This window comes from Micromonospora sp. RB23 (assembly GCF_053585025.1).
Map to the genome: position 1 here is coordinate 2,187,699 of NZ_CM132111.1, position 19,927 is coordinate 2,207,625.

General features: G+C 71.6%; 17 protein-coding genes. 8 read left to right on the forward strand and 9 right to left on the reverse strand.

The genetic code is table 11. The features are described from left to right. The 3 genes from ACTFTM_RS10135 to ACTFTM_RS10145 form a co-directional block, all read right to left on the reverse strand. On the reverse strand, window positions 1–456 hold the full coding sequence (locus tag ACTFTM_RS10135; RefSeq protein WP_449565537.1) for a hypothetical protein: 456 nt from the start codon (window positions 454–456) through the stop codon (window positions 1–3). Between the two features lie 147 nt (window positions 457–603). Then, window positions 604–1,356: a GNAT family N-acetyltransferase gene (locus tag ACTFTM_RS10140; protein WP_449565538.1), complete on the reverse strand. Its 753-nt coding sequence runs from the start codon at window positions 1,354–1,356 to the stop codon at window positions 604–606. Between the two features lie 40 nt (window positions 1,357–1,396). Continuing rightward, window positions 1,397–2,365 carry an RNA polymerase sigma factor gene (locus ACTFTM_RS10145; RefSeq protein WP_449565539.1) on the reverse strand — a complete coding sequence of 323 codons (969 nt, stop codon included), beginning with the start codon at window positions 2,363–2,365 and terminating at the stop codon, window positions 1,397–1,399. Between the two features lie 246 nt (window positions 2,366–2,611). On the opposite strand from ACTFTM_RS10145, the gene ACTFTM_RS10150 reads away from it, so the two are divergent. The 3 genes from ACTFTM_RS10150 (at window position 2,612) to ACTFTM_RS10160 (ending at window position 7,865) form a co-directional block, all read left to right on the forward strand. Then, the gene (locus ACTFTM_RS10150; RefSeq protein WP_449565540.1) at window positions 2,612–5,506 is read left to right on the forward strand and encodes a BTAD domain-containing putative transcriptional regulator; all 2,895 of its coding nucleotides are present in this window, start codon (window positions 2,612–2,614) and stop codon (window positions 5,504–5,506) included. Between the two features lie 110 nt (window positions 5,507–5,616). Then, complete coding sequence (locus ACTFTM_RS10155) at window positions 5,617–6,825, forward strand: alcohol dehydrogenase catalytic domain-containing protein (RefSeq protein ID WP_449565541.1); 1,209 nt, start codon at window positions 5,617–5,619, stop codon at window positions 6,823–6,825. A gap of 116 nt (window positions 6,826–6,941) precedes the next feature. Further along, complete coding sequence (locus ACTFTM_RS10160) at window positions 6,942–7,865, forward strand: hypothetical protein (protein WP_449565542.1); 924 nt, start codon at window positions 6,942–6,944, stop codon at window positions 7,863–7,865. A gap of 104 nt (window positions 7,866–7,969) precedes the next feature. On the opposite strand, the gene ACTFTM_RS10165 is transcribed toward ACTFTM_RS10160, so the two are convergent. The 4 genes from ACTFTM_RS10165 to ACTFTM_RS10180 form a co-directional block, all read right to left on the reverse strand. Next, complete coding sequence (locus tag ACTFTM_RS10165) at window positions 7,970–8,686, reverse strand: zf-HC2 domain-containing protein (protein ID WP_449565543.1); 717 nt, start codon at window positions 8,684–8,686, stop codon at window positions 7,970–7,972. Beyond that, complete coding sequence (locus ACTFTM_RS10170; RefSeq protein WP_449565544.1) at window positions 8,683–9,231, reverse strand: sigma-70 family RNA polymerase sigma factor; 549 nt, start codon at window positions 9,229–9,231, stop codon at window positions 8,683–8,685. Before ACTFTM_RS10170 ends, ACTFTM_RS10165 begins: the two co-directional genes overlap by 4 nt. A 232-nt stretch (window positions 9,232–9,463) precedes the next feature. Next, window positions 9,464–10,048: a type VII secretion system-associated protein gene (locus ACTFTM_RS10175; protein ID WP_449565545.1), complete on the reverse strand. Its 585-nt coding sequence runs from the start codon at window positions 10,046–10,048 to the stop codon at window positions 9,464–9,466. Further along, window positions 10,045–11,688: a hypothetical protein gene (locus ACTFTM_RS10180; protein ID WP_449565546.1), complete on the reverse strand. Its 1,644-nt coding sequence runs from the start codon at window positions 11,686–11,688 to the stop codon at window positions 10,045–10,047. Before ACTFTM_RS10180 ends, ACTFTM_RS10175 begins: the two co-directional genes overlap by 4 nt. A gap of 379 nt (window positions 11,689–12,067) precedes the next feature. On the opposite strand from ACTFTM_RS10180, the gene ACTFTM_RS10185 reads away from it, so the two are divergent. Together ACTFTM_RS10185 and ACTFTM_RS10190 are read left to right on the forward strand one after the other, a co-directional pair. After that, on the forward strand, window positions 12,068–12,373 hold the full coding sequence (locus tag ACTFTM_RS10185) for a hypothetical protein (RefSeq protein WP_357120592.1): 306 nt from the start codon (window positions 12,068–12,070) through the stop codon (window positions 12,371–12,373). Then, window positions 12,370–13,038, forward strand: a complete 669-nt coding sequence (locus tag ACTFTM_RS10190) for a hypothetical protein (RefSeq protein WP_449565547.1) — start codon at window positions 12,370–12,372, stop codon at window positions 13,036–13,038. The genes ACTFTM_RS10185 and ACTFTM_RS10190 overlap by 4 nt, the downstream gene beginning before the upstream one ends. A gap of 61 nt (window positions 13,039–13,099) precedes the next feature. On the opposite strand, the gene ACTFTM_RS10195 is transcribed toward ACTFTM_RS10190, so the two are convergent. Both ACTFTM_RS10195 and ACTFTM_RS10200 read right to left on the reverse strand, forming a co-directional pair. Then, window positions 13,100–17,491, reverse strand: a complete 4,392-nt coding sequence (locus tag ACTFTM_RS10195) for an FtsK/SpoIIIE domain-containing protein (RefSeq protein WP_449565548.1) — start codon at window positions 17,489–17,491, stop codon at window positions 13,100–13,102. Window positions 17,492–17,578: 87 nt separating this feature from the next. After that, the gene (locus tag ACTFTM_RS10200; RefSeq protein ID WP_007457407.1) at window positions 17,579–17,875 is read right to left on the reverse strand and encodes a WXG100 family type VII secretion target; all 297 of its coding nucleotides are present in this window, start codon (window positions 17,873–17,875) and stop codon (window positions 17,579–17,581) included. A gap of 234 nt (window positions 17,876–18,109) precedes the next feature. On the opposite strand from ACTFTM_RS10200, the gene ACTFTM_RS10205 reads away from it, so the two are divergent. The 3 genes from ACTFTM_RS10205 to ACTFTM_RS10215 all read left to right on the forward strand — a co-directional run bounded on the left by ACTFTM_RS10205 (window position 18,110) and on the right by ACTFTM_RS10215 (window position 19,914). Next, the gene (locus ACTFTM_RS10205; protein ID WP_449565549.1) at window positions 18,110–18,790 is read left to right on the forward strand and encodes a hypothetical protein; all 681 of its coding nucleotides are present in this window, start codon (window positions 18,110–18,112) and stop codon (window positions 18,788–18,790) included. Between the two features lie 16 nt (window positions 18,791–18,806). Then, window positions 18,807–19,253 carry a DUF4333 domain-containing protein gene (locus ACTFTM_RS10210; protein ID WP_449565550.1) on the forward strand — a complete coding sequence of 149 codons (447 nt, stop codon included), beginning with the start codon at window positions 18,807–18,809 and terminating at the stop codon, window positions 19,251–19,253. Between the two features lie 145 nt (window positions 19,254–19,398). Beyond that, complete coding sequence (locus tag ACTFTM_RS10215) at window positions 19,399–19,914, forward strand: sigma-70 family RNA polymerase sigma factor (RefSeq protein WP_449565551.1); 516 nt, start codon at window positions 19,399–19,401, stop codon at window positions 19,912–19,914. The last annotated feature ends 13 nt before the right edge of the window (window positions 19,915–19,927 follow it).

The following is a 19,927-nucleotide window of genomic DNA, read 5'->3' on the forward strand; positions in this document are numbered from 1 at the left end:
TCAGGCCGGGCGGGTGAGGACGTGGCGCTGCCACCACGGCCCGGCGGCGGCCAGCAGCACACCGATGGCCAGGCCGATCCACACCCAGAGGTGCGGGACGTCCAGCGCGGTGGCGAGCGCCGTGCCGCCGATCAGGAGGGCCACCACCAGGGCCGACCACAGCAGGCTCTGCGCGTCGGGGGTGGCACGGGGACGCACCGACCGCTTCAGCAGGGCCGCTCCCCACCGGGTGTTGGGCAGCATCGAGGCGACCAGCAGCAGGATGACGATTGTGGTTCCGTAGGTGCGGACGAAGTCCGGATACCGGTCGGCCACGATTCCGTACACCGCGGCGAAGACACCGGCGGCGAGCCAGGTCCAGCGTGACCGGCCGGCGGCCGCCGCGGTCTGCTCCCGGCGTCGGTCGACGTCCGCCAGGGCCCGTCGTGCCTCTTCTGGGGTCGGGGTGGTGCCCATCGCGCAACTCCTTGAGCTAGGGAAAGTACTTGCTCGTGTGGAAAGTTAACACCCACTTTCCGTACCGGCAAGTGCTTGCCTGGCCCCGGTGCCGCACGTCACGGCGCTGCCGCCCGGGTGTGCGGCCCGGCGGCAGCGCCGTGGGACTCACTCCGGGAGCTGGTAGAGGCGGTAGCGGGTGACCGTGTCGAAGCCGATCTTCCGGTACACCGGCTCACCCTCGCTGCTCGCCTGCAGGGTGGCGATGCGCCGTCCGGCCGCGCGGGTGATCCGCAGCGCCTCGCGGGTGAGGGCGCTCGCGATGCCCTTGCGACGGTGGTCGGGGTGGGTGGCGATGCAGTACAGCGCGCCGACGTCGGTGCCGAGCGACAGGGTGCACGTGCCCACGGTGCGGCCGTCCACGATGCCGGCGAGGCGGACCACGTCCGGGTAGGCGAAGGACAGTTCCCGGTCGACGACGAGCCCGAGGTCGCCGGAGATGCCGAGCGGCCCGGCGTACGCCTCGACGTACTCCCGCATCTCGGCCGGCGTGGCGGCGACCTGGATCCGCAGGTCGCTGGGCGCCTCGACCCCGGCCACCGTGGTCACGTCCACCGCCATGACGGGCATGTCGGAGATCTGCTTCGCGCCGCGCGCGAGCAGGCCCTCGGCGGTGCCCTCGTCGCTGTCCGCGCCCACCCACCAGCCCCAGGTCGAGCCGGTGAGGTGCTTGCGCGCCTCCGTGATCGCCTCGTCGAGCTGCCGCCCGCGCACGCGCAGGACCCCGTTGAGCAGCGGGTGCGGGATGTCGGTGCGATAGGTCGGCAGGTCGGTGTCGGGCTGGGCGCCGGCCCAACCGCACCAGTACGTGCGGTTCGCGGCGAGCTGCGGTTCCAGATCGTGGATGGAGTACGTGGTCATATCCTCAGGACGCCGTTCGCCAGGCGGAAGTTCGATCGTGTCAGGAAGTTGTTTCCGGTCGCGCCGGCCGCGGGTAGTGCAGAAGGCGCATCTCGCGCACCAGGCCCTCTTTCTCCCGCAGCAGCCAGGTGGCCCCGGGCGGACAGTGGTGCGGGTCCTCCGGTGGGTTGGTGAAGGTGGACTCCCAGATCGTGACACCGGAACCGGCGAGCACTCCGGTGACCGTCAAGCTGACGCCGGACTCGTAGTCCCGCCGCATGACGTCGAAGACCGGCTCCCGGCCGATCGTCCGGATGCCGCCCGGCCACCAGAAGGTCATGTCCTCGGCCCAGCGGGCCGCCACCCTGGTGAGCGCGTCGCCGTCCGGCACCGCTGACGCGATCGTCGCCGCCTCCTGGTGTCGTTCGGCGCGCAACGCCACGGTCTGGCCGTGCCGCTCGTCGTGCACGCGGGGGAGGACCTCGGCCAACTGTCGCCGGGCCTCGCTCAGACGACTACGGACGGTGCCGACCGGCGTTCCGCACAGGGCCGCGATCTGCTCGTACGAGTTGTTCGTGGTGAAGTAGCGCAGCAACGCCACCGTCTGGGCCGCCGGCGACAACTGCTGGATCGCGTGCCAGACCCAGTCCCGCATGGCGCTGCGTTCGATGCGGGCGACCGGGTCGTCCAGCTCCGAGGCGAGCAGGTTCTCGCCGGCCACCCCGATCGGAACGGGGACGCGGGCGCGGAGCATCGTCCGGCAGTTGTTGCGCACGATGGCGTGGAGCCAGGATCGCGCCGCCTCGGGGTCACGCAGCTCACCGATGCGACTGAACGCGGTGATCGCCGCGTCCTGGCAGGCGTCCTCGGCATCGGGCCGGGAGCCCAGCAGGCGGTGTGCCACGGCGAGCATGCCGGGGTAGTGACGGTCGAGGAGCAGCGCGAAGCCGGCCGTATCGCCCCGCTGGGCGCTGCGGACCTGCTCGACCGTGTCACCGGCCGACACGGGCGCCGAGGTCGGAAGAAGCATCCGGGAACGCTAGCTCGCCCGGTGGAAAAACCCGTCAAGCGGATCGAACTTTCATCTCGCCAGCGACGTCTGCTGGACATGGGTTACGAGACAGGGCCGAGCCTCGGCATCGCCGAGTCGGCCGATGCGTACCGCCTTCGACCCCAGAGTCGGTTTCACCGCGCCCGGGATTCGAATCTTGCGGCGAACTGTCCGATCCAGTCATCGTCAAGTAAACCTTCACCCGGTGGACGCAGCGTGATCAACGTGAGTGACGACGTCGGCTCCGGTCGGACAGACGAATCGGCGTCGCAGGGGGGACCGCGCCTGCAGATCATGGGCCCGCTGCGGGTCTGGCGTGGCGAGACCGAACTCGATGCGGGCCCGCGCCAGCAACGCCGCCTCCTGGCGGTCCTCCTGGCGCGGCAGGGGCGTCCCACCACCACCAGCGACCTCCTGGATCTCGTCTGGGGCCCCGACTCGCCCGCCAGCGCCGTGAACGTGATCCACAAGTACGTCGCGGCGCTGCGCCGCCTGCTCGAACCCGACCTGCCGGCGCGGGCTGTCGGTTCCTACCTGCTGCGGCACGGCAACGGCTACCTCTTCGTGGCCGGGCCGGAGACGCTCGACCTCGTCGCGTTCCGCCGCGACGTTTCGGCGGCGAAGTCCAGCCTCGCGCAGGACCGCCCGGACGAGGCGTTGGAGCATTACCTCGAGGCGCTGCGTCGCTGTCACGGTTCGTCCGGTGACGGGCTGGTCGACAGCGCCGCCGCCGCGGCCGTCCTCGCGGGTATCGACGGCGAGTTCTTCGACGCCGCGATCGCCGCCGCCGCGGTGGCCGTACGACTGCGTCAGCCCGCCCGCGTGCTGGCGCCGCTGCGGCTCGCGGCGACGATGGGTCAGCTCAACGAGCCGGTCCACGCGAGCCTCGTGACGACCCTCGCCGCGGCGGGCCAGCAGGCCGAGGCGTTGACGGTGTACGGCGCGATCCGGGCGCGCCTCGACGAGGAGTTGGGTATCGACCCCGGCTACCAGCTTCAGGAGGCACAGCGGCGGGCCCTCACCCAGACGGCGCTGACGCCCGTCGAGGACCCGGCCCCCGTCGCGCCCCGACCGGTGGTACGCCCGGCGCAGCTCCCGCCGGACCCGCCACTCTTCGTGGGCCGCGAATCCGAACTGCTGATCCTGCGCGACCTGACCAACGGGATGCGGACCGCCGGACGGACCAGCCCTCTGGTGATCGCGATGGACGGCATGGGTGGAGTGGGCACCTCGACGCTCGCCACGCACTTCGCGCACCGGGTGGCCGACGAGTTCGCCGACGGACAGCTCTACCTCGATCTGCGGGGGCACCTCTGCGCGGACGAGCGCCTCTCGGCCGACGACGCGATGCGTTCGCTGCTGCACCTGGTGGGCGTGCCCGCCTCCGACGTACCCGACACGTTCGACGCGCGGATCGGCATGTACCGCAGCATGACGGCCGGCAAGCAGATGCTCTTCCTGCTGGACAACGCCCACGACGCTGCCCAGGTGCGGCCGCTGCTGCCGAACTCGGCACGAAGCCTCGTGATCGTCACCAGCCGGCGGGCCCTCGTCGGCCTCGCGGCGTTCGACGGCGCCCACCTGCTCCGGGTCGACCCACCCGACCTGCCGACGGCCCGTCGACTGCTCGAACGTCGTCTCGCCGGCCTGCCGAGCCGGTCGACCGCCGACGGGGGGTGCGCCGGCGCCGCCGAGGAGATCATCGAGCTGTGCGGACGGCTTCCTCTGGCGCTGGCCATCCTGGCGGCCCGGATCGCCGCCCGTCCGGGTCTGTCGCTCACCACCATCGCCGCCGAGCTGCGCGACAGCGCCCGCCGGCTCGAGGCGTTCGCGGGCGAGCGTGGGCTCACCGATCCGCGTACCGCCTTCTCGTGGTCCTACCGGCAGCTCAGCGCGGAGGCCGCCCGGCTGTTCCGGCTGCTGTCGGCCGCCCCGCTGCCCGGTGTCACGGCCGAGGCCTGCGTGAGCCTCGCCGACCGGGACCCGGACAGCACGCGCGCCCAGCTCGCCGAACTGATCGACGCGGCGCTGGTGAGCGAGCACGAGGACGGCAGACTCACGTCCCACGTCCTGGTGAAGGCGTACGCCGAGGAGCTGTTGGAGGCGGAGGAGTCGACGGCGGATCGACAGGCGGCGCTCAGTCGCCTGTTGCAGCACTACCTGCACAGCAGTTACCAGGCGCAGCTGGCTCTGAATCCGAACCGTCCGCCGATCGAGCCGCCACCGCCGCTGCCCGGTGTCGTCCCCGAGCGGCCGGGGACGTACGACGAGGCCATCGCCTGGTTCGACCGCCAGCGGGAGGTGCTCACCGAGGTGGTGCGCCTCGCCGCCGACGTCGGGTACGGCATCGTGCCCTGGCAGCTCGCCCTCGCGATGCAGCAGTACCTGCAGTGGGCCGGACGCTTCCAGGACTGGGAGGACGTCATGCGGATCGCGCTGCGTGCCGCGCGGGAGCGCGGTGACGTCGTCGGCGAGGCGCATGTGCTGCGCAGCCTGGCGGGCGCGCGGTACTTCCTCGGCGCTCACGAGGAGTCGCTCGGCCTGCTCGGTGCGGCCGCGCGGACCTACCAGGACCAGGAGATGCGCCTGGAGCAGGCGTTGGTGCACAACAACTGTCACGAGGTGCACAGCGCGTTGGGCCGGCACGAGCGTGCTCTCGAACACAGTGCGGAGGCGCTGTCGTTGTTCCGCCTGCTCGACAACCCCCGGGGCCAGCTCGGCGCCCTGCTGAGGACGGCAAGATCGTTGACGGCCCAGGGGAAGGTCTGGGAATCGATCCTGGTGCTGCGGGACGCCCTCGAACTCTGTCACCGGGTCGGGCGGGCACATGAGGAGAGTGAGATCCGGGCCGCCATGGCGGACAACCTGGCCGAGACCGGACGCATCACGGAGGCGGTGACGGAGCTGGAGTTCGCGGCGAGCGCGGCGCGAAGCGTGGGGGACCGGCCGTCGCAGTTCGCCGCGCTGCGGCAGATGGCCGACGTTCTCATTGCCGCGGGGGATCTGCCCGGGTGCCGCCGGGTGTTCGAACAGGCCCGCACGCTGCTGCGGGAGTTCCCCGATGGTGGGACAGACAGTATGCGCGCCTCAGTCACCCGCCTGGCCGAGAGACTGAACTGACCGGGCGTTTGTCGTGGCCAGCGCGGGGAAGCCGGATCTCGTTGCGGGCACGAGGTGTCCCGATGGCGAGCGCTGGCGCGTCGAGGCGACCAGCGCGGATGGGAGTACGCGTGAAGGCCGTCGTTTTCCACGGTATCGGTGACATTCGCGTCGACGACGTGCCCGAGCCCCACATCGAACAACCCACGGACGCGATCGTCCGGGTCACGACGGCGGCGATCTGCGGTACCGATCTGCATTTCGTCCGTGGCACCATGCCCGGGATGAAGCCGGGCAAGGTCCTCGGCCACGAGGGCGTCGGGGTGGTCGAGGAGGTGGGTTCGCAGATCCACAACTTCCGGCCGGGTGACCGGGTGGTGATCTCGGCGGTGCTGGGCTGCGGCTCCTGCTGGTACTGCCGCCGCGGCCTGTTCGCGCAGTGCGACAACGCCAACCCGCTCGGGCCGCGGACCGGTACGGCTTCGCCCGGCTCACCCGAGATGCAGGGGCCGTTCAACGGCCTACAGGCCGAGTACGCGCGCGTGCCCTTCGCGCACACCAACCTGATCTCCCTTGGCGAGAACGTCACCGAGTCGCAGGCCATCACACTGTCTGACATCTACCCGACCGGCTACTTCGGAGCGGTCCTCGCCGACGCCGGTGACGGCAAGGTCGTCACGGTCTGGGGCTGCGGCCCGGTGGGCCAGTTCGCCATTCTCTCCGCCTACCAGCGCGGCGCGTCCCGGGTGATCGCGATCGACGGGCACGCCGACCGGCTGGAACACGCCCGTAACCGTGGCGCCGAAGTGATCAACTTCAACGAGGTCGACCCGGTCGACGCCATCATGGAGCTGACGAACGGCATCGGGGCGGACTGCGCCATCGACGCCGTCGGAGTGGACAGCGAGAGCGCCAAGTCGGGCCCCGCGGCCGGCAAGGACGCCGAGCGCAACGCCGAGGAACAACGCGCGATCTCCCCGAACCTCGACAGCCAGGGCCAGGACGGACACTTCAAGCCGGGTGACGCGCCGAGCCAGGCGCAGACCTGGGCGGTCGACAGCCTCGCCAAGGTCGGCACGCTGGGCATCGTGGGCGTCTACCCGCCCGGCGACCGGTACTTCCCCATCGGTGTGGCCATGGGGCGCAACCTGACCATCCGCGCCGGCAACGGCAACCATCCCCGGTACATCCCCAAGCTGGCGGCCATGGTCGCCTCCGGTCAGGTCCGTCCGGAGGACGTCGTGACGGAGCACGAACCGCTGACGGACGCGGTCCGCGCGTACCGGGAGTTCGACCTGCGCAGCCCTGGCTGGCTCAAGGTCGCCCTGGGCGCCGGCTGAGCGCGATCGGTACGACTGCGGCAGCACCCACCCTGAACCGATCCGGGACCCGTTCCGTGTGAGGGGCGAACGGTTTCCGGACCTGCTGGAAGCCGGGTGACTGCTGGAGATTTCCGATGATGCGCAACCACGTGACACCCCTCATCGCCGCGTTGGCCGTCGGCGCGGTGACGCTCACGGCGTGCGGCCCGAGCCAGGTGCCACCCGGCCCGGCGCGGGCCGCCGACCTGAGCGGCAGCCCGGCGCCGGCACCCCAGGGCGGGGCCGGAATCGCCGATCTCGCCCTCACGTCCGGCACCGCGAAGTCCAACAACGCGGCGGCGGGCACCGGTGACTGGGCGGTACCCGACGGCGGGGTCGCGACCGGGGCCGCACGCGAATCGGCGCAGCGGTGGGTCCAGCTGACCGTTGGCAGTGCGGGCAAGCTCGACCCGGTCGTCGTCAACGGCGCGGGGCTGACCCTCTACCGGTTCGACAAGGACAGCAACAACCCGCCGACGTCGAACTGCGACGGTGACTGCGCCACGACCTGGCCCCCGGTCACGGTCACGCCGGGCGGGAAGATCTTCGTAGCGGGGGTCAGGGCGGAGGCCGTCGGAACGGTGCGGCGTTCGGACGGCAGCCGGCAGGTCACCATCGGCGGCTGGCCGGTCTACCGCTTCGCCAAGGACACCAAGCCCGGTGACACCAAGGGCCAGGGCGTCGGGGGCACCTGGTTCGGCGTGACCCCGACCGGCGGCAAGGCCGGCGTGGCCGGTGCCGAGCAGCCCGCCGCGGAGTCGCCAGCCCCGCCGGCCACCAGCGCCGTCTTCTTCGACGACCCCAACTTCGGCGACGGCGCCGGCTCGCAGGGGGTCGCCGGCACCGGCTGCCGGAACCTGAGCCGTCCGGGCGTCTCCTCCTCGGTGGCAGCACCCGGCTCGCTCAAGTTGTGGGCCGGCCCGGACTGCACCGGCCGCTCGAAGGTGATCAACGGGGACGTCGCGGACCTGGCGACCGTCGACTTCGACAACGCGGTCGTCTCGGTGCGCCTCGGCTGATCCCCGGCGGTACGGCTCGCGCCGGCCCGGCCACTGGCCGGGCCGGCGCGCTGCTGTCTGTCGCCGGGTCCGTCGAGCACGGTCCGGCCGCTGACGGCGACCGGCTACAGCGTCGCGCTGACGTACACCCTGCCGTCGGTCGTCTCCACCCGGACACCGCCGATCTGGGCCTCGTCGATCAGGGCACTGCCGTCCAGGGTGACGCCCTCGGCGGCCCCGCGCTCCGACACCAGCCAACTACCCGCCAGTACCGTGCTGCCGTCCTTGCCGACGACCAGGAGGCGACAACGCTGGCCCTGCGGGATGCCGGAGACCGTGGCGTTGACGCGTACCCAGCCGGGGGCCGGCTGGACGGCGACGGCGAGTCGAGCGCCGGTTCGCGCGTCGGAGGCGCTGGTGCGGCGGACCGTCGGGTCGGCCGTGACGCTCGGGCTCGGCGGCGGGGCGGTCGCGTCAGTCGTCTCGTCGCCCCGGGGAACGAGGAAGGCGCCACCGAGGACGGCCGAGGCGACGACCGCCGCGGCGACCCCGGTCACGGCGTGCCGGCGGCGGCGCTCGTCGGCGGCCTCGCCGCGGATCTGCCGCAGGGTGCGCTGCAACAGCAGGTCGCCGTCCTCCGGCGGGCCGTCGAGCAGCATCACATCGGGTACGTTCTCGAGCGCGCCCGCCCACGTCCGCAGCGACTCGACCTCGGCCCGGCACCGTGCACAATCCGCCAGGTGCTCCTCGGCTCGGCGGGTCGACTCCTCGTCGAGCGCCCCCAGCAGATAGCCGCCGATGTCGAAGTGGTCGGCGTGGGGCGATGAGCTGTCGGATGTCATGAGGCAGGCCGTTCCACCCCGGCGCGACGCTCGGCGAGATCGCGGAGTGCTCGGAGTGCGTAGTAGGAGCGGGACTTCACGGTGCCCGGCGGGATCCCGAGGACCTGGGCGGCTTCCGCGACTGTACTCCCGCGCAGGTATACCTGCTCAAGCACCTGTCGGTGTTCGGTGGAGAGGCGGTTGAGGGCGTCCGTCACGACGATCGAGTTCACCACCTGGTCGGCGTGGTCACGCTCGACCGCGGACTCGGTCGGGCCCTCCGGCACCTCGGGTGGTCGCGCCTTGCGGGCGCGGATGGTGTCGGTCACGATGTTGCGGACGACCGTCAGCAGCCAACCCCGTACCGAGCCCTTGCCGTTGACCAGGCTGTCGGGGTGACGCCACGCGCGTACCAGTGCCTCCTGGACGACGTCCTCCGCGGCCGCGCGGTCGCGTGTCAACTGTGTCGCGTACGCGAGCATCGCGCGTCCGTGCTCCTCGAATATGGACCGGACCAGTGCTTCGCCTGCCACTTCGCGCCGACGAACAGGTCCTGATCCCGCCATTGCTGCCACCCTTTTGCTGACCCTCACGTCGCCGGTGTTCCCGCCGGTTGTCCACGGGTCCTCAGGATGCACGTCCCGTTCGTGCCGTCAGCTGGTCAGTGGAAACTTTGTCTACTGACCCACGTCGAGACCGAAACGAGATGTCAGCGGTCGCCGATACGGGCCAGGTGGGGCGCCCTCGCTGGGCCCGGACGGCGTGTCCGGGCCCAGCGGGGAAGCAGCCGCGCAAGCCCTACGGGGCGAACGGCCACGGCTCGTCGCTCTCCGGGACGGCCTCGGCGGCGAGGTCGCGTAACGCGTCGGCGAACAACCGCATGGCACGTGGGCCGCCCGGGTTCAGCAGCACGTCGACGCCGTCCGGCAGGAGTGTCAGCAACTCGTCCAGGTCGACCTGCCGCCAGTCGACCGCGTCGACCCGGGCCTGGTCCACGGCTCCGGTCGCGACGAGCACACACGGAACGTCGTCCGGCGCCGGTGCCACGATGACGCCCCCCTCGTCGTCCAGCGCCACCTCGACAAGGCTGTCGCGCAGCGCCAGGAGCACCGCGTCGACGTCCGCGCGGCCGGTGGCGACCAGAGCCGCCGTGGCGTCCACCGGGCTCGTGGGGGCCTGCGGGTTCTTGGGCCGGTAGAGGGGATTGGCCGTGAAACGGGCGACGGTGCCGTCGCGCTCCACCAACCAGCCACCGACGATGGCCTCCACCGGAGGCATGGCCGGGGTGCCTGTCGCTTCGCCGTCGGAGTCCGTCCACTCCTCGTCGAGCAGCAGCATCCAGTTCCGCTCGTTGTCCGCGTCGTCCACGCGCTCGTCCGTCACTGCGTCACGTCCCGTGTCACGCCAGGCTTCATTTCCTTGAAAACGCCCATGTTCTCCACCGTCACATTGGCAATGCTGTTGCCGGGGCTAGTGAAAAGGCCGTCGACGTCCACGCCGCGGCTCGCCTGTACGACCTCCGTCGAGGCAAAGACCTTTCGATTTTCGCCGAGATCCCGCATCACGTTGGCAAAATCCTGGCCGGCGCTTCCCGCCGGGTTGGCGAAGTTGCAGGAGAGCAGGGCTATCGATCCCTTCGGGTTGTTGTCCGCGGCGGCCCGGAAGACGTTGTCGAAGTGCACGACCTTGGCGAACTGTGTGCCCGGCACCGACATGACCTTGCCGTTCTTGAGCGTGATGTCCACGGAGTGTGGATCACCGTGTGCGATGACGAAGATGGGCGGACTCTTCAGCCGGGCCCAGGGCGCCAGGTCGAACTGCTCGGTGCTCATCGGCGCGTCCTTGCCGGGGATCGAGCGGACCAGCTTGGCGCCACCCACGTTCAGCGAGCCGCCGAGGTTCCGGCCGAGCGGAACGTTCGCCTCCAACCTCGCCCAGTCGGTGAACGTGTCGACGTCCCCGGACGCACTGGGGAAGAGGACGCCGATCTGCCTGCCACTGCTGTCCTCGAGCGGCACCGACCGGACGTCCGAGGCGTGGAACGTCTTGAGGCGTCCCTTGCTGTTCTGGCCGATGATGAGGGTCGGGTCCAGCGTGGTCTGCTTCCGGGCGTTCTTGAGATCACGATCGAAGCGGATGTCCGCGATCTTCTGGCGGATTCCTCCGAACGCGCCCTTGATGGTTTTGCCGACGCCGAGACGGGTGACGTTCTCGTTGATCCCACGTCCCACGGTCGTGGCGCTGCCGGCGGTGACCTCTTTGGTGCTGGTTTTGATGCCGTTGGCGATGGTGCCGGGGCGGATTTTGCCGGCGAATTTGTTGGCGAGTTTGATGACGCGGTTGACGATTCGTCCGCCGGGGACGAGGCCGAGGGCGAGTCCGCCGGCGGCGAGGGCGATCTCGGCGGGGTCGCCGCCGAGGGCTGCGGCGGCGAGGTCGATGGCGCCGGAGAGGAAGCCGATCGCCGAGCCCAGGGGCGGGAAGATGAACGAGGCGACGACGGAGAGCACGTCGAGGATGGTGGTGATCCATTCGATGACGGTGCTCTGGAGGAAGTCGACGAACGCTTCGAACGCCTCGACGATCTTGTCCCAGAGGGAGCGTTGCGGCGCGTCTTTGGCGAGTTGGTGCAGGGTGTCGGCGGCGGTGCGGGCGGCCTGGTCGCGCAGGGCGGTCGCCTGGCCGAGCAGTGACTTCGCGCCGTCGAGTGCTTGTTGGGCGTCGGCGGCGCGGTTCTTGGCGGCGGTCGCGTCGTCGGTGGCCTGGTCTTTGGCGTCCGGACTGGTTGCGGTGTCGGCGTTCAGGACGAGCAGCGCGGCCGCCGCGCTGACGGCTGCCGCCTGGGCGGCGTTCTGGTCTCCGGCGGCCTGTCGGGCCTGGTCGAGGGCGCGTAGCGACATGGTCTGCGCCTCTTCCAGCGAGGGCAGGTAGCGCAGGTAGGCGTCGGCGGCGCTGGCGTAGGAGTTCGCCATGCCCTCCAGGCGGCCGGGCAGCTTGCCGATCAGGTCACGGAAGGCGTCCATGGCCTTGCCCTGGCCGACGTCGATCTGGCTGCCCGAGGCGAGCAGGTCGTGCGCTTCCTGGGTGGTTCTGGCCAACTCCTGGTACGCCCGGGTGATCTCCTCGAAGGACTCGGGATCACCCGGCACGGGATCCGAGTCGAGCTGCAACACGGACCACTCGGCGTCGCCCGGACGCGTCATGACGAACCTCCCCATCGCATCGTCAGGCCGGCGCCCGAGCCGTCCGCCGGGAGCCGGGTCGCACACGTAGCCGGTGCGAGATCGGTTCACCTGATGAACCGGGCCGGCCGCCGATCCGTGTACGACGCAGTTGCCGTGACGGTCTGGAGGGTGCGGAGATGAGCGATGCGATGGGCAGGCCGGCGGGGGAGCGCGTGCGATGAGCGAGATCCTCGTTCCGGGTGCGGAGCTGGAACGCGTACACGAGCTGCTGCGGCGTACGAAGGAGTTGATGGACAGCGCGTCGGTCCGGTCGATGGGCGCGGTGGTCGACACGCTCGGCCAGCGCGGCCTGGAGGACGCCGCCCGGCACTTCGAGAAGCGGTGGGGCGACGGCCGGCACGTCGTGGGCAAGGACCTCGGTGGCGTACGCGACGCGGCGAAGGCCGTCGCCGACGCGTTCCGGGAGACCGACACCCAGACGGTCAACGCCTTGACCGCCCCGGACCAGCAGGCGGCACAGTGAGCGCCCCGACGCGGACCCATGCCGCGACGCCGACCCCGACCGGTTTCGAGCTGCGCACTCCGCAGGCGTGGGTCGACTTCTCGGTGGCCGACGAGGCGAGCGAGAACCGGCTGGGCGAGGAGGCGCGGGGGCACGCCCTGACCGGCGGCTTCACCGCGGACGAGGCGGGCCGCTTCGCCGAGCAGGTACGCCGGTCGGTACGCCAGGCCCGTCGCGGCGGCGCGGTGCACGCTGCGGGCGTCTTCGAGATGTACGAGGACGGCCCGCTCACCGCCACCGTGGTGGTCGCGGTGGTCACGCCACCGGCCAACGGCGACATCCTCGGCGCGTTGACGGCGGTGGCGCAACCGAACCGGGCCGACGGGACCTGGCGTCGGGTGACGACCGCGACGATCCCGCGGATCGGCACCGTGGGTCGGGTGTACGGCATCCAGAACGTCGTCCAGGACGGCGTCACGATGCGGTGCGCGGTGATGCACACCGTCGTGCCGATGCCGGGATCGGCTGACGTCGTCGTGGTCACCGGGTCGAGCCCGAACCTCGCCGAAGCGGAAGAGATCTTCGAACTCTTCGGCGCGGTCACGGAGACGCTGACCTTCACCTGGGACGACGACCAGCCGGAGCTGACCGCGCGGCCGGAGTCGACGGGTACGACCCACGCCTGAGGGTGGTACGCGACAAGGGGGACACCGCGGCGCGGTGTCCCCCTTGTCCGTTGCGGTCGGGTCAGCCCTCGGCCGCCGCCTGGGCCTGCTCGGGCGTCGCCAGTGACCGCAGCGCCGCCGGATCGGTGCGGGGGACCTGGACCAGACGGACGGTGCCGTCGCCCAGGTGCAGCAGCGCCCGACCGAGGCGTCCCACGCCGAGCTGACCCCGGCTCAGCTTGGCGCCGATCAGCTCGCCGTCGCCGAGGCCCTGCGGGCTGAGCAGGGCGCCCTGCCGGTTGCGCCGGGCGTCGACGTGCCAGCCGCCGAAACCGCCGGACAGACCGTCGATGGTGCCGGCCATGATCAGTCCGAGCCCGTGTTCCGCGCCGGCCCGCGCGATCTCTCCGAGGTCGCTGCCCGCGTCGCACTTGAGCAGCAACTCGGCGTCGTCCAGCACGACCACGGCCGGTCCTTCCCTGCGCTTCAGCGCCGCTGTCAGGCCGGCGGAGGTGAGGTTCTCGCTCGGGACGAGGTCGAGCACGCCCGGCAGTCCGGCCAGCTCGCGCAGCGGCGACCTGCGCGGTGCCGCCACGACGACCTGCGTGCCCTTGCGGAGCAGGCCGGCGACCATCGTCAGGAGGGCGGTGCTCCGACCCGAGCGCGGCGGCCCGGCCAGGACCAGGGTGGGGACGACCGTCAGGTCCGGCCCGATCGCGGTGAGCTCGTCGCCACCGACACCAAGCATCGTCCAGAGCGGCCCGTCGGGTCGGGTGAGCGCCTCGGTGTCCGCGAGAGTCAGCTCGTCGGGCAGCACGTCGATGCGGAACGGGCGGTCGCCGGGCGCGAGGTCCGCGTCCCGCCGCTGGGCCGTCTCGGCGATGTCGGCGAGTACGCGCGCCTGTCCCTGACCGGAGCTGTCCTCGCCGAGGAGCGCGATCTGCGCCTCGGCGCCGTCGGACGCCCGGATCGCGCGGCCCGCCTCGATCTCGTCCGGCAGTTGCCGGTGGTTGATGCCGACCATGCTGTAGTCGCCGCGTTCGGTCAGGCGCAGCACCAGCTTGTCGTCCGTGGTGGACGAGATCCGGCTGGAGAACATCGCCCGGTCGCCCGCGAGCACCACGTGGATGCCCGCCCCGGCGCCCTCGCGCAGCAGCGTCAGCAGACCGGCCATGATCGTGCCGTTGTCGTAGTCGGCGAAGGTCTTGTCGAAGACCTCGAACCGGTCCAGGAGCACCAGGATGTGTGGCGGTCGCTCGTCCGGGGCCGCGCCGGCCCGGTACTCCACCATGCTCGCCGACCCCCGGGTGGCCAGCAGTTGCTGCCGCCGGCCCAACTCGGCGACGAGACGGGCGAACAACCGGCCGAGCCGTTCCGCCTCGGTACGCTGCACCACCGCCCCGCAGTGCGGCAGGCCGTTGAGGGCCAGCAGTGCCCCGTTGCCGCAGTCGACGCCGTAGAGGTGGACGTCCGCCGCGGAGTGGACGCGGGCGAGCGCCCCGGCGATCGTCCGGAGCGTCTGCGATCGGCCGCTGCGCGAGGAGCCGATGACGTGCAGGTGCCCGAGCGTGGAGAGGTCCAGCGCCAACGGCACCTGGTCCTGCTGGGCGGGAAGGTCCACCAGTCCGTAGGCGACCGTCGGGAGGTGGTAGTCGTTGGCGCGGGCCGGAGGCAGCGCGTCCACGGTCAGCGACGTGGGCAGCGCCGGCAGCCAGGGGCTGTGCTGTGGCGCGATGCCGAGCCCTTCACTGGCGTCCCGGATCGCCGTCACGAGCACCGCGAGGTCGGTCAGTTCGGCCGACGGCGCCGCCCCGCCGGAGCGGCGACGCGGCGCGGGGCGTCCGAGGTCGGGAAAGGACAACGGCGCCAACCAGGGTGCCGGCCGGTCGGTGCTGCGCGCGCCGGGGCGGAACCCGCCGACCCGACCCGCCTGGAACGGCACCAGTGACGACTGGGCGAGACGGACGAACGCGCGACCCGGCGTCGACTTCGAGATGGCCGCCGCGTCCGGCGCGTTCAGCACGTCCTGGCTCTCGCTGCTGTCGGTGACCCGTAGGGCGATGCGCAGGTTGGTGTTGGCACGGATCTCGGGGGAGACCACGCCGCCGGGTCGCTGGGTCGCCAGCACCAGGTGGATGCCGAGCGACCGGCCGCGCTGGGCGATGTTGACCAGACCGGTCACGAAGTCGGGCAGGTCACGCACCATCGACGCGAACTCGTCGATCACGATGAGCAGCCGCGGCATCGGGACGCGGGACGGCTCGCGGCGCAGCAGCTCCACGTAGTCGTCGATGTCCTTCGCCCCGGCCTCGGCGAGGATGTGTTCGCGTCGGCGCAGCTCCGCCGAGAGCGACGTCAGCGCCCGGCCCACCAGGTGGGTGTCCAGGTCGGTCACCATGCCGACGGTGTGCGGCAGGAGGACGCAGTCCTTGAACGCGCTGCCACCCTTGTAGTCGACGAGCACGAACGTCATCGCGTCCGGACGGTTGGCCACGGCGAGCGAGGCGACGAGGGTCTGCAGCAGCTCCGACTTGCCGGAGCCGGTGGTGCCGGCGACCAGGCCGTGCGGTCCGTCCCGCTTCAGGTCGAGGGCGAACGGCCCGTCGAGCGACACACCGAGCACCGCCTCGGTGGTCCGACCACCCGAGGTCCACCGGGCCGTCACCGCATCCGGCTCCGGCGGCTCCATTCCGAGTACGTCGAGCAGCCGGCTCGACCCGGGCAGGGCGCTCTCCTCGTCGGCGCCGCCGATGTCCCGCAGTGGCGCGAGCGCCCGCGCCACCCGGTACAGCCACTCCGGCGACACGACGTCCGGGTGGACGTCCGCGATCGGGGCGGCGAGGGTCTGGGTCACCAGCAGCGACCCGTCCTCCTGCTGGGCGATGACCGCCTGGCACTCCTCGGGCAGCAGCCGCTCCTCGGCGTCCAGGCAGATGGCGTACACCCCGACCGCCGGTCCTTCGCGCAGGATCTGGGTGACGCCGGGCAGGGACCGCAGTTTGCGGGCGCCGTCGAGCACCACGAGGACGTCCCGGAACGCGCCGTTGCCCCGCTCGCCGGTACGGGACGAGATGATGGTCACCAGTTCGCCGACCCGGCGGGCCAGCGTCTGGGTGTCGGTGCCGACCGTCGCGAGGGTGTCCTGACCGTCGCGGGGCCGCAGGTGGGGCAGCCACCCCGCCCAGGCCCAGCCGGCCTCGTCGGCGGCGCCGCAGAGCAGGTAGATCTGCAGGTCCTCCGGACTGTGCAGCGCGCTGGCCTGGGCCATCATCCAGCGGGCCGTCTGACGCGCGACGGCGTCGCCGGCCACCCCCACGACACCGTGCTTGCGCACCGGCACGGTCGCGGGCACGTCGAAGGCGCTCCACCGGACCTCACGCCGGTTCTCGTCCTGGCTCAGATCCCGGAGCACCACCTCGGACGGCAGGTCCGCGCTGCCGACCCGCAGCTCCAGGAAGTCCGGATCGGTACGGCGGCGCTCCCAGAGGCGACGCTGCGGCCCGACCGCGACCAGCCCCATCGCCGCGGGGTCGGGGAAGTTGTCCCGACGAACCGACCGTTCGGCGGCCAGCGCCTCCTCGGCCTCGCCACTGATGCGCGCCCTCTTCGCCTCGTAGTCGGCGAGCCGGGAGCGGTACGTGGCCCGGCCCTGACGCCGCGCGCCGATCTGACCGGCGATCAGCACCAACGGCGACAGGATGGCGAAGAGCAACGTGAGCGGGTTGCGGGTGACGACGAACGCGGCGCCGGAGAGCACGACCGGCGCCAGCACGGTGATCAGCGTGAGCGGCCGTCGCTCCGGCGGCGACGGCGGCCCGGGAAGCGTGAACTGGGTGGTCCGCGCCGCGGGCAGGAGGCGGGGCGGACGGTTGTAGTCGAGGCCCGTACGGTCCTCGGAGATCTGGAGCGCGGCCTCGTCCCGCAGGGAGCGGCGAAGCTCCAGCAGGGACGACCCCGCGGCGAGTTGCGCCCCCGGCGTCCAGATCCGCTCCTGCTCGTCGACCTCGATCCGGTCGAGCAACAAGCCGGGCGCCTCCGGGCGGAGCCAGCACTTCCCGTCCTCGGTCACCCGCAGCCGGGCGAGCGCCGGAGCGAGCGGGTCGTCGTGTACGCGGACGTGGTCGTCGTCGGCGACGCCGATGGTGTGCTCGCCGGTGTCGAGCGGATACAGGTTGCCGGCGCCCAGACCGCTGACCACCCGGATCTCCAGTGCACCCGCCGCCCGTGGCGGCGACACGGACGTCGGACGGTCCAGCTCGATGACGCTGCCCTGCCACAGCGGGGCGTCGGCGAGTGTCAGCCCGGGGTCCAGCGGAGCGCCGGCGACGAAGATCGTCGGCGCTCGGGTACCGGGTTCCGGACGGCGTCCCGCCAGCACCTCGGCGAGCTCCGCGACGGTGGAGTCGAGGGCGGCCTCGACCTGGTAATCGGTTGCGGGGGTGGACTGGTCCGTGACGGTGAGCAACAGTCGCACGGGTATCTCCTGGTCGGACGATCCGTCGGGAACACGGTCGGGGCCGCGTGGTGATCGCTCACCACGCGGCCCCGACCGTTCGTCGCGTCAGCGGCTGAGGCTGGCGGCGGTCTGCGTGTCGGTCTCCGAGAAGGCGTCGCTGACCTGCGTGAGGTACTGGCTGATGCCCTCCATGCCGTGCAGGGTCTGGTCGACGCTGCCCTTGTACTCCTCGAAGTACGGCCCGAACTGCTGCTGCGCGCCCGGGGTGTTGTAGCCACCCTGGATCAGCGTGTCGATCTTGCTCTTGGCCTGGGTCATCCCGTCCAGCAGGGTCTGCATGTTCTGCTGCAGCCAGCTCGCGGACTCCTGGATGTCCTCGCTGACGATGTGGTACGTGGCCATGTCGCCCTCCCGTGTTCCTGTGGTTCTGCGGATCGGCGAGTCGGTCCCCTCGTGGACCGTCTTGCGCCGATGCCGCCACCCACACGGATGCTCGCGCCATCCGGTTCAGGGCAAGTTCGAATCCGTCCCGGGCGTGGGTCCCGGTACGGCGGTGAACCGTTTCGGGACGACGTCCGTGTGGGTGCCGGACCTGTGCACGAGCCCGGTCCACACCGAACACGAGGTGGAGCGAACATGGTGCAGAGAGCGCGGATCGCGATCGCGGTGATCGGCCTGGCGGCGCTGACCGCGTGTGGGGACGCCACGGGGGCGGGCGTCACCGCGACCGCTCCGACCCAGGGGGCGTCCGCGTCCGCGCCGGTCACCGCGGGCGCGGACCCGAGCCCGCAGGTGATCGAGGTCAGCCCGGTGCCGCCGCCGACCGTGGCGAAGACGCAGCGCCGCGTCCAGATCTTCAGCGGGCCGTCCGACGTCCCCGTCTCCGGTAGCCCGGACCGTGGTCAGGGCAGCGACATGGTGCAGCTGCGGGCCATGGACCAGGCCGACATCGGCACGTACGTCGCGGACGGCCAGGGCAGGACGCTCTACCGGTTCGACAAGGACTCGGCGAAGCCGCCGAAGGCGACCTGTGCCGGCGACTGCGCCAAGACCTGGCCCCCGTTGCTCATCTCGTCACCCGGCCGGATCTACCCCGACGGCGTCGACCCCCGACTCGTCGGGTACGTCGAGCGGGCCGACGGCACCTGCCAGGTGACCATCGGCGGCTGGCCGGTCTACCTGTTCGCGAAGGACACCGCGCCCGGTGAGATCCGGGGCCAGGGAGTCGGCGGCACCTGGTTCGCGGTCGCCCCGACCGGCGCGAAGACCAAGCCGGTACCGGAGGTCGTCGCCGTGCCCACCCCCACCGCCCGCTGAGACCGTGGAGTCGACGATGAACCCGGATCGCGCGTCCGACCGCCCGGCGGTCGCCGGCGCTGGGCCCGCCCTGGTGGTACCCCGCTGGAAACCGGCGCCTCCGCCGCAGTGGGGGCCGGCGGCGAGCGTGCCGGCGGCGAGACGCTGGCGGCTCTCCCCGAAACTCGTGGTGGCCGTCGCGGTCCCGGTCGTCCTCCTGGCCGTCGCGGGGACGGTCGTGGCCGTGACCCGGCCCGACCTCCCGCGACAGAAGGTCCTCGACACCGCTGCCCTGCAACGTCAGGTGCTGACCGTCCTACGGACCGACTACGGGCTGAACGCGGACACCGTCGCCTGCCCGGTCGACCAGCCGGTCATCGAGGGCCACCGGTTCACCTGCACCGCCGAGGTCGACGGGGCGACGGTCACGACCTGGGTGACGGTCCGGTCCACGGGTCAGCTGGAGGTCGCGCGCCCGAAGTAGTCGTCCGGGCCGGTAAGAATTCGTCACGAGATTGGTAACTGGCGAAGGTTAGCGTCGGGGTCAGGGCCGATCATCGGCGCCGGTCGCAGGACGGTCGGTGGTGGGCCCGCTCGTAGACCCGCTCGCTAAGGACCAGGCACCAGCGATGACAACGGCTCCCCAGTCCTGTGCGGCGTCCGGTCGGACTCCCGCACTGGACGAGTTGATGGCCGATCACACCGGGCCGCTGCTCTCCTTCGTCGAGCAGATCGTGGTGGACCACCATCTCGCCGAGGACATCGTGCAGGAGACGTTCATCCACGCCTGGCAGCACGGCGCTCGCCTCCGCCTCATCGACGTGCCGATCCGCGACTGGTTGATGACGGTGGCGCGTGACCTGGCGGCCGCGTCGTTGCGCCAGGTCGCCGTGGGGCGGGAGAGGGCCGAGCCGGAGGTCGACGTCGCCCAACCGGACCACGCGGACGCCGCCGTCGCCACCGCCGAGGCGGTCTCGATGCTGCGACGGCTGTCGGTCGAGCACCGCGCGGTGCTGCTGCACACCTACCTGGCGGGTCGGACCGCGCACCAGACGGCCCGCGCACTGGGCGTCCCGGTCCGCACGGTCCGTTCCCGGCATCAGGACGCCCTCTACACCCTGCGGACGAGCTGCCGGGCAGCCTGACCAGGTCGGGTTC

Bases quoted from the DNA above. Each gene is read 5' to 3' on its own strand.
- ACTFTM_RS10135 (WP_449565537.1), bottom strand. From the start codon at position 456: ATGGGCACCACCCCGACCCCAGAAGAGGCACGACGGGCCCTGGCGGAC.
- ACTFTM_RS10140 (WP_449565538.1), bottom strand. From the start codon at position 1,356: ATGACCACGTACTCCATCCACGATCTGGAACCGCAGCTCGCCGCGAAC.
- ACTFTM_RS10145 (WP_449565539.1), bottom strand. From the start codon at position 2,365: ATGCTTCTTCCGACCTCGGCGCCCGTGTCGGCCGGTGACACGGTCGAG.
- ACTFTM_RS10160 (WP_449565542.1), top strand. From the start codon at position 6,942: ATGATGCGCAACCACGTGACACCCCTCATCGCCGCGTTGGCCGTCGGC.
- ACTFTM_RS10165 (WP_449565543.1), bottom strand. From the start codon at position 8,686: ATGACATCCGACAGCTCATCGCCCCACGCCGACCACTTCGACATCGGC.
- ACTFTM_RS10170 (WP_449565544.1), bottom strand. From the start codon at position 9,231: ATGGCGGGATCAGGACCTGTTCGTCGGCGCGAAGTGGCAGGCGAAGCA.
- ACTFTM_RS10180 (WP_449565546.1), bottom strand. From the start codon at position 11,688: ATGGACGCCTTCCGTGACCTGATCGGCAAGCTGCCCGGCCGCCTGGAG.
- ACTFTM_RS10185 (WP_357120592.1), top strand. From the start codon at position 12,068: ATGAGCGAGATCCTCGTTCCGGGTGCGGAGCTGGAACGCGTACACGAG.
- ACTFTM_RS10200 (WP_007457407.1), bottom strand. From the start codon at position 17,875: ATGGCCACGTACCACATCGTCAGCGAGGACATCCAGGAGTCCGCGAGC.
- ACTFTM_RS10205 (WP_449565549.1), top strand. From the start codon at position 18,110: ATGGTGCAGAGAGCGCGGATCGCGATCGCGGTGATCGGCCTGGCGGCG.
- ACTFTM_RS10210 (WP_449565550.1), top strand. From the start codon at position 18,807: ATGAACCCGGATCGCGCGTCCGACCGCCCGGCGGTCGCCGGCGCTGGG.
- ACTFTM_RS10215 (WP_449565551.1), top strand. From the start codon at position 19,399: ATGACAACGGCTCCCCAGTCCTGTGCGGCGTCCGGTCGGACTCCCGCA.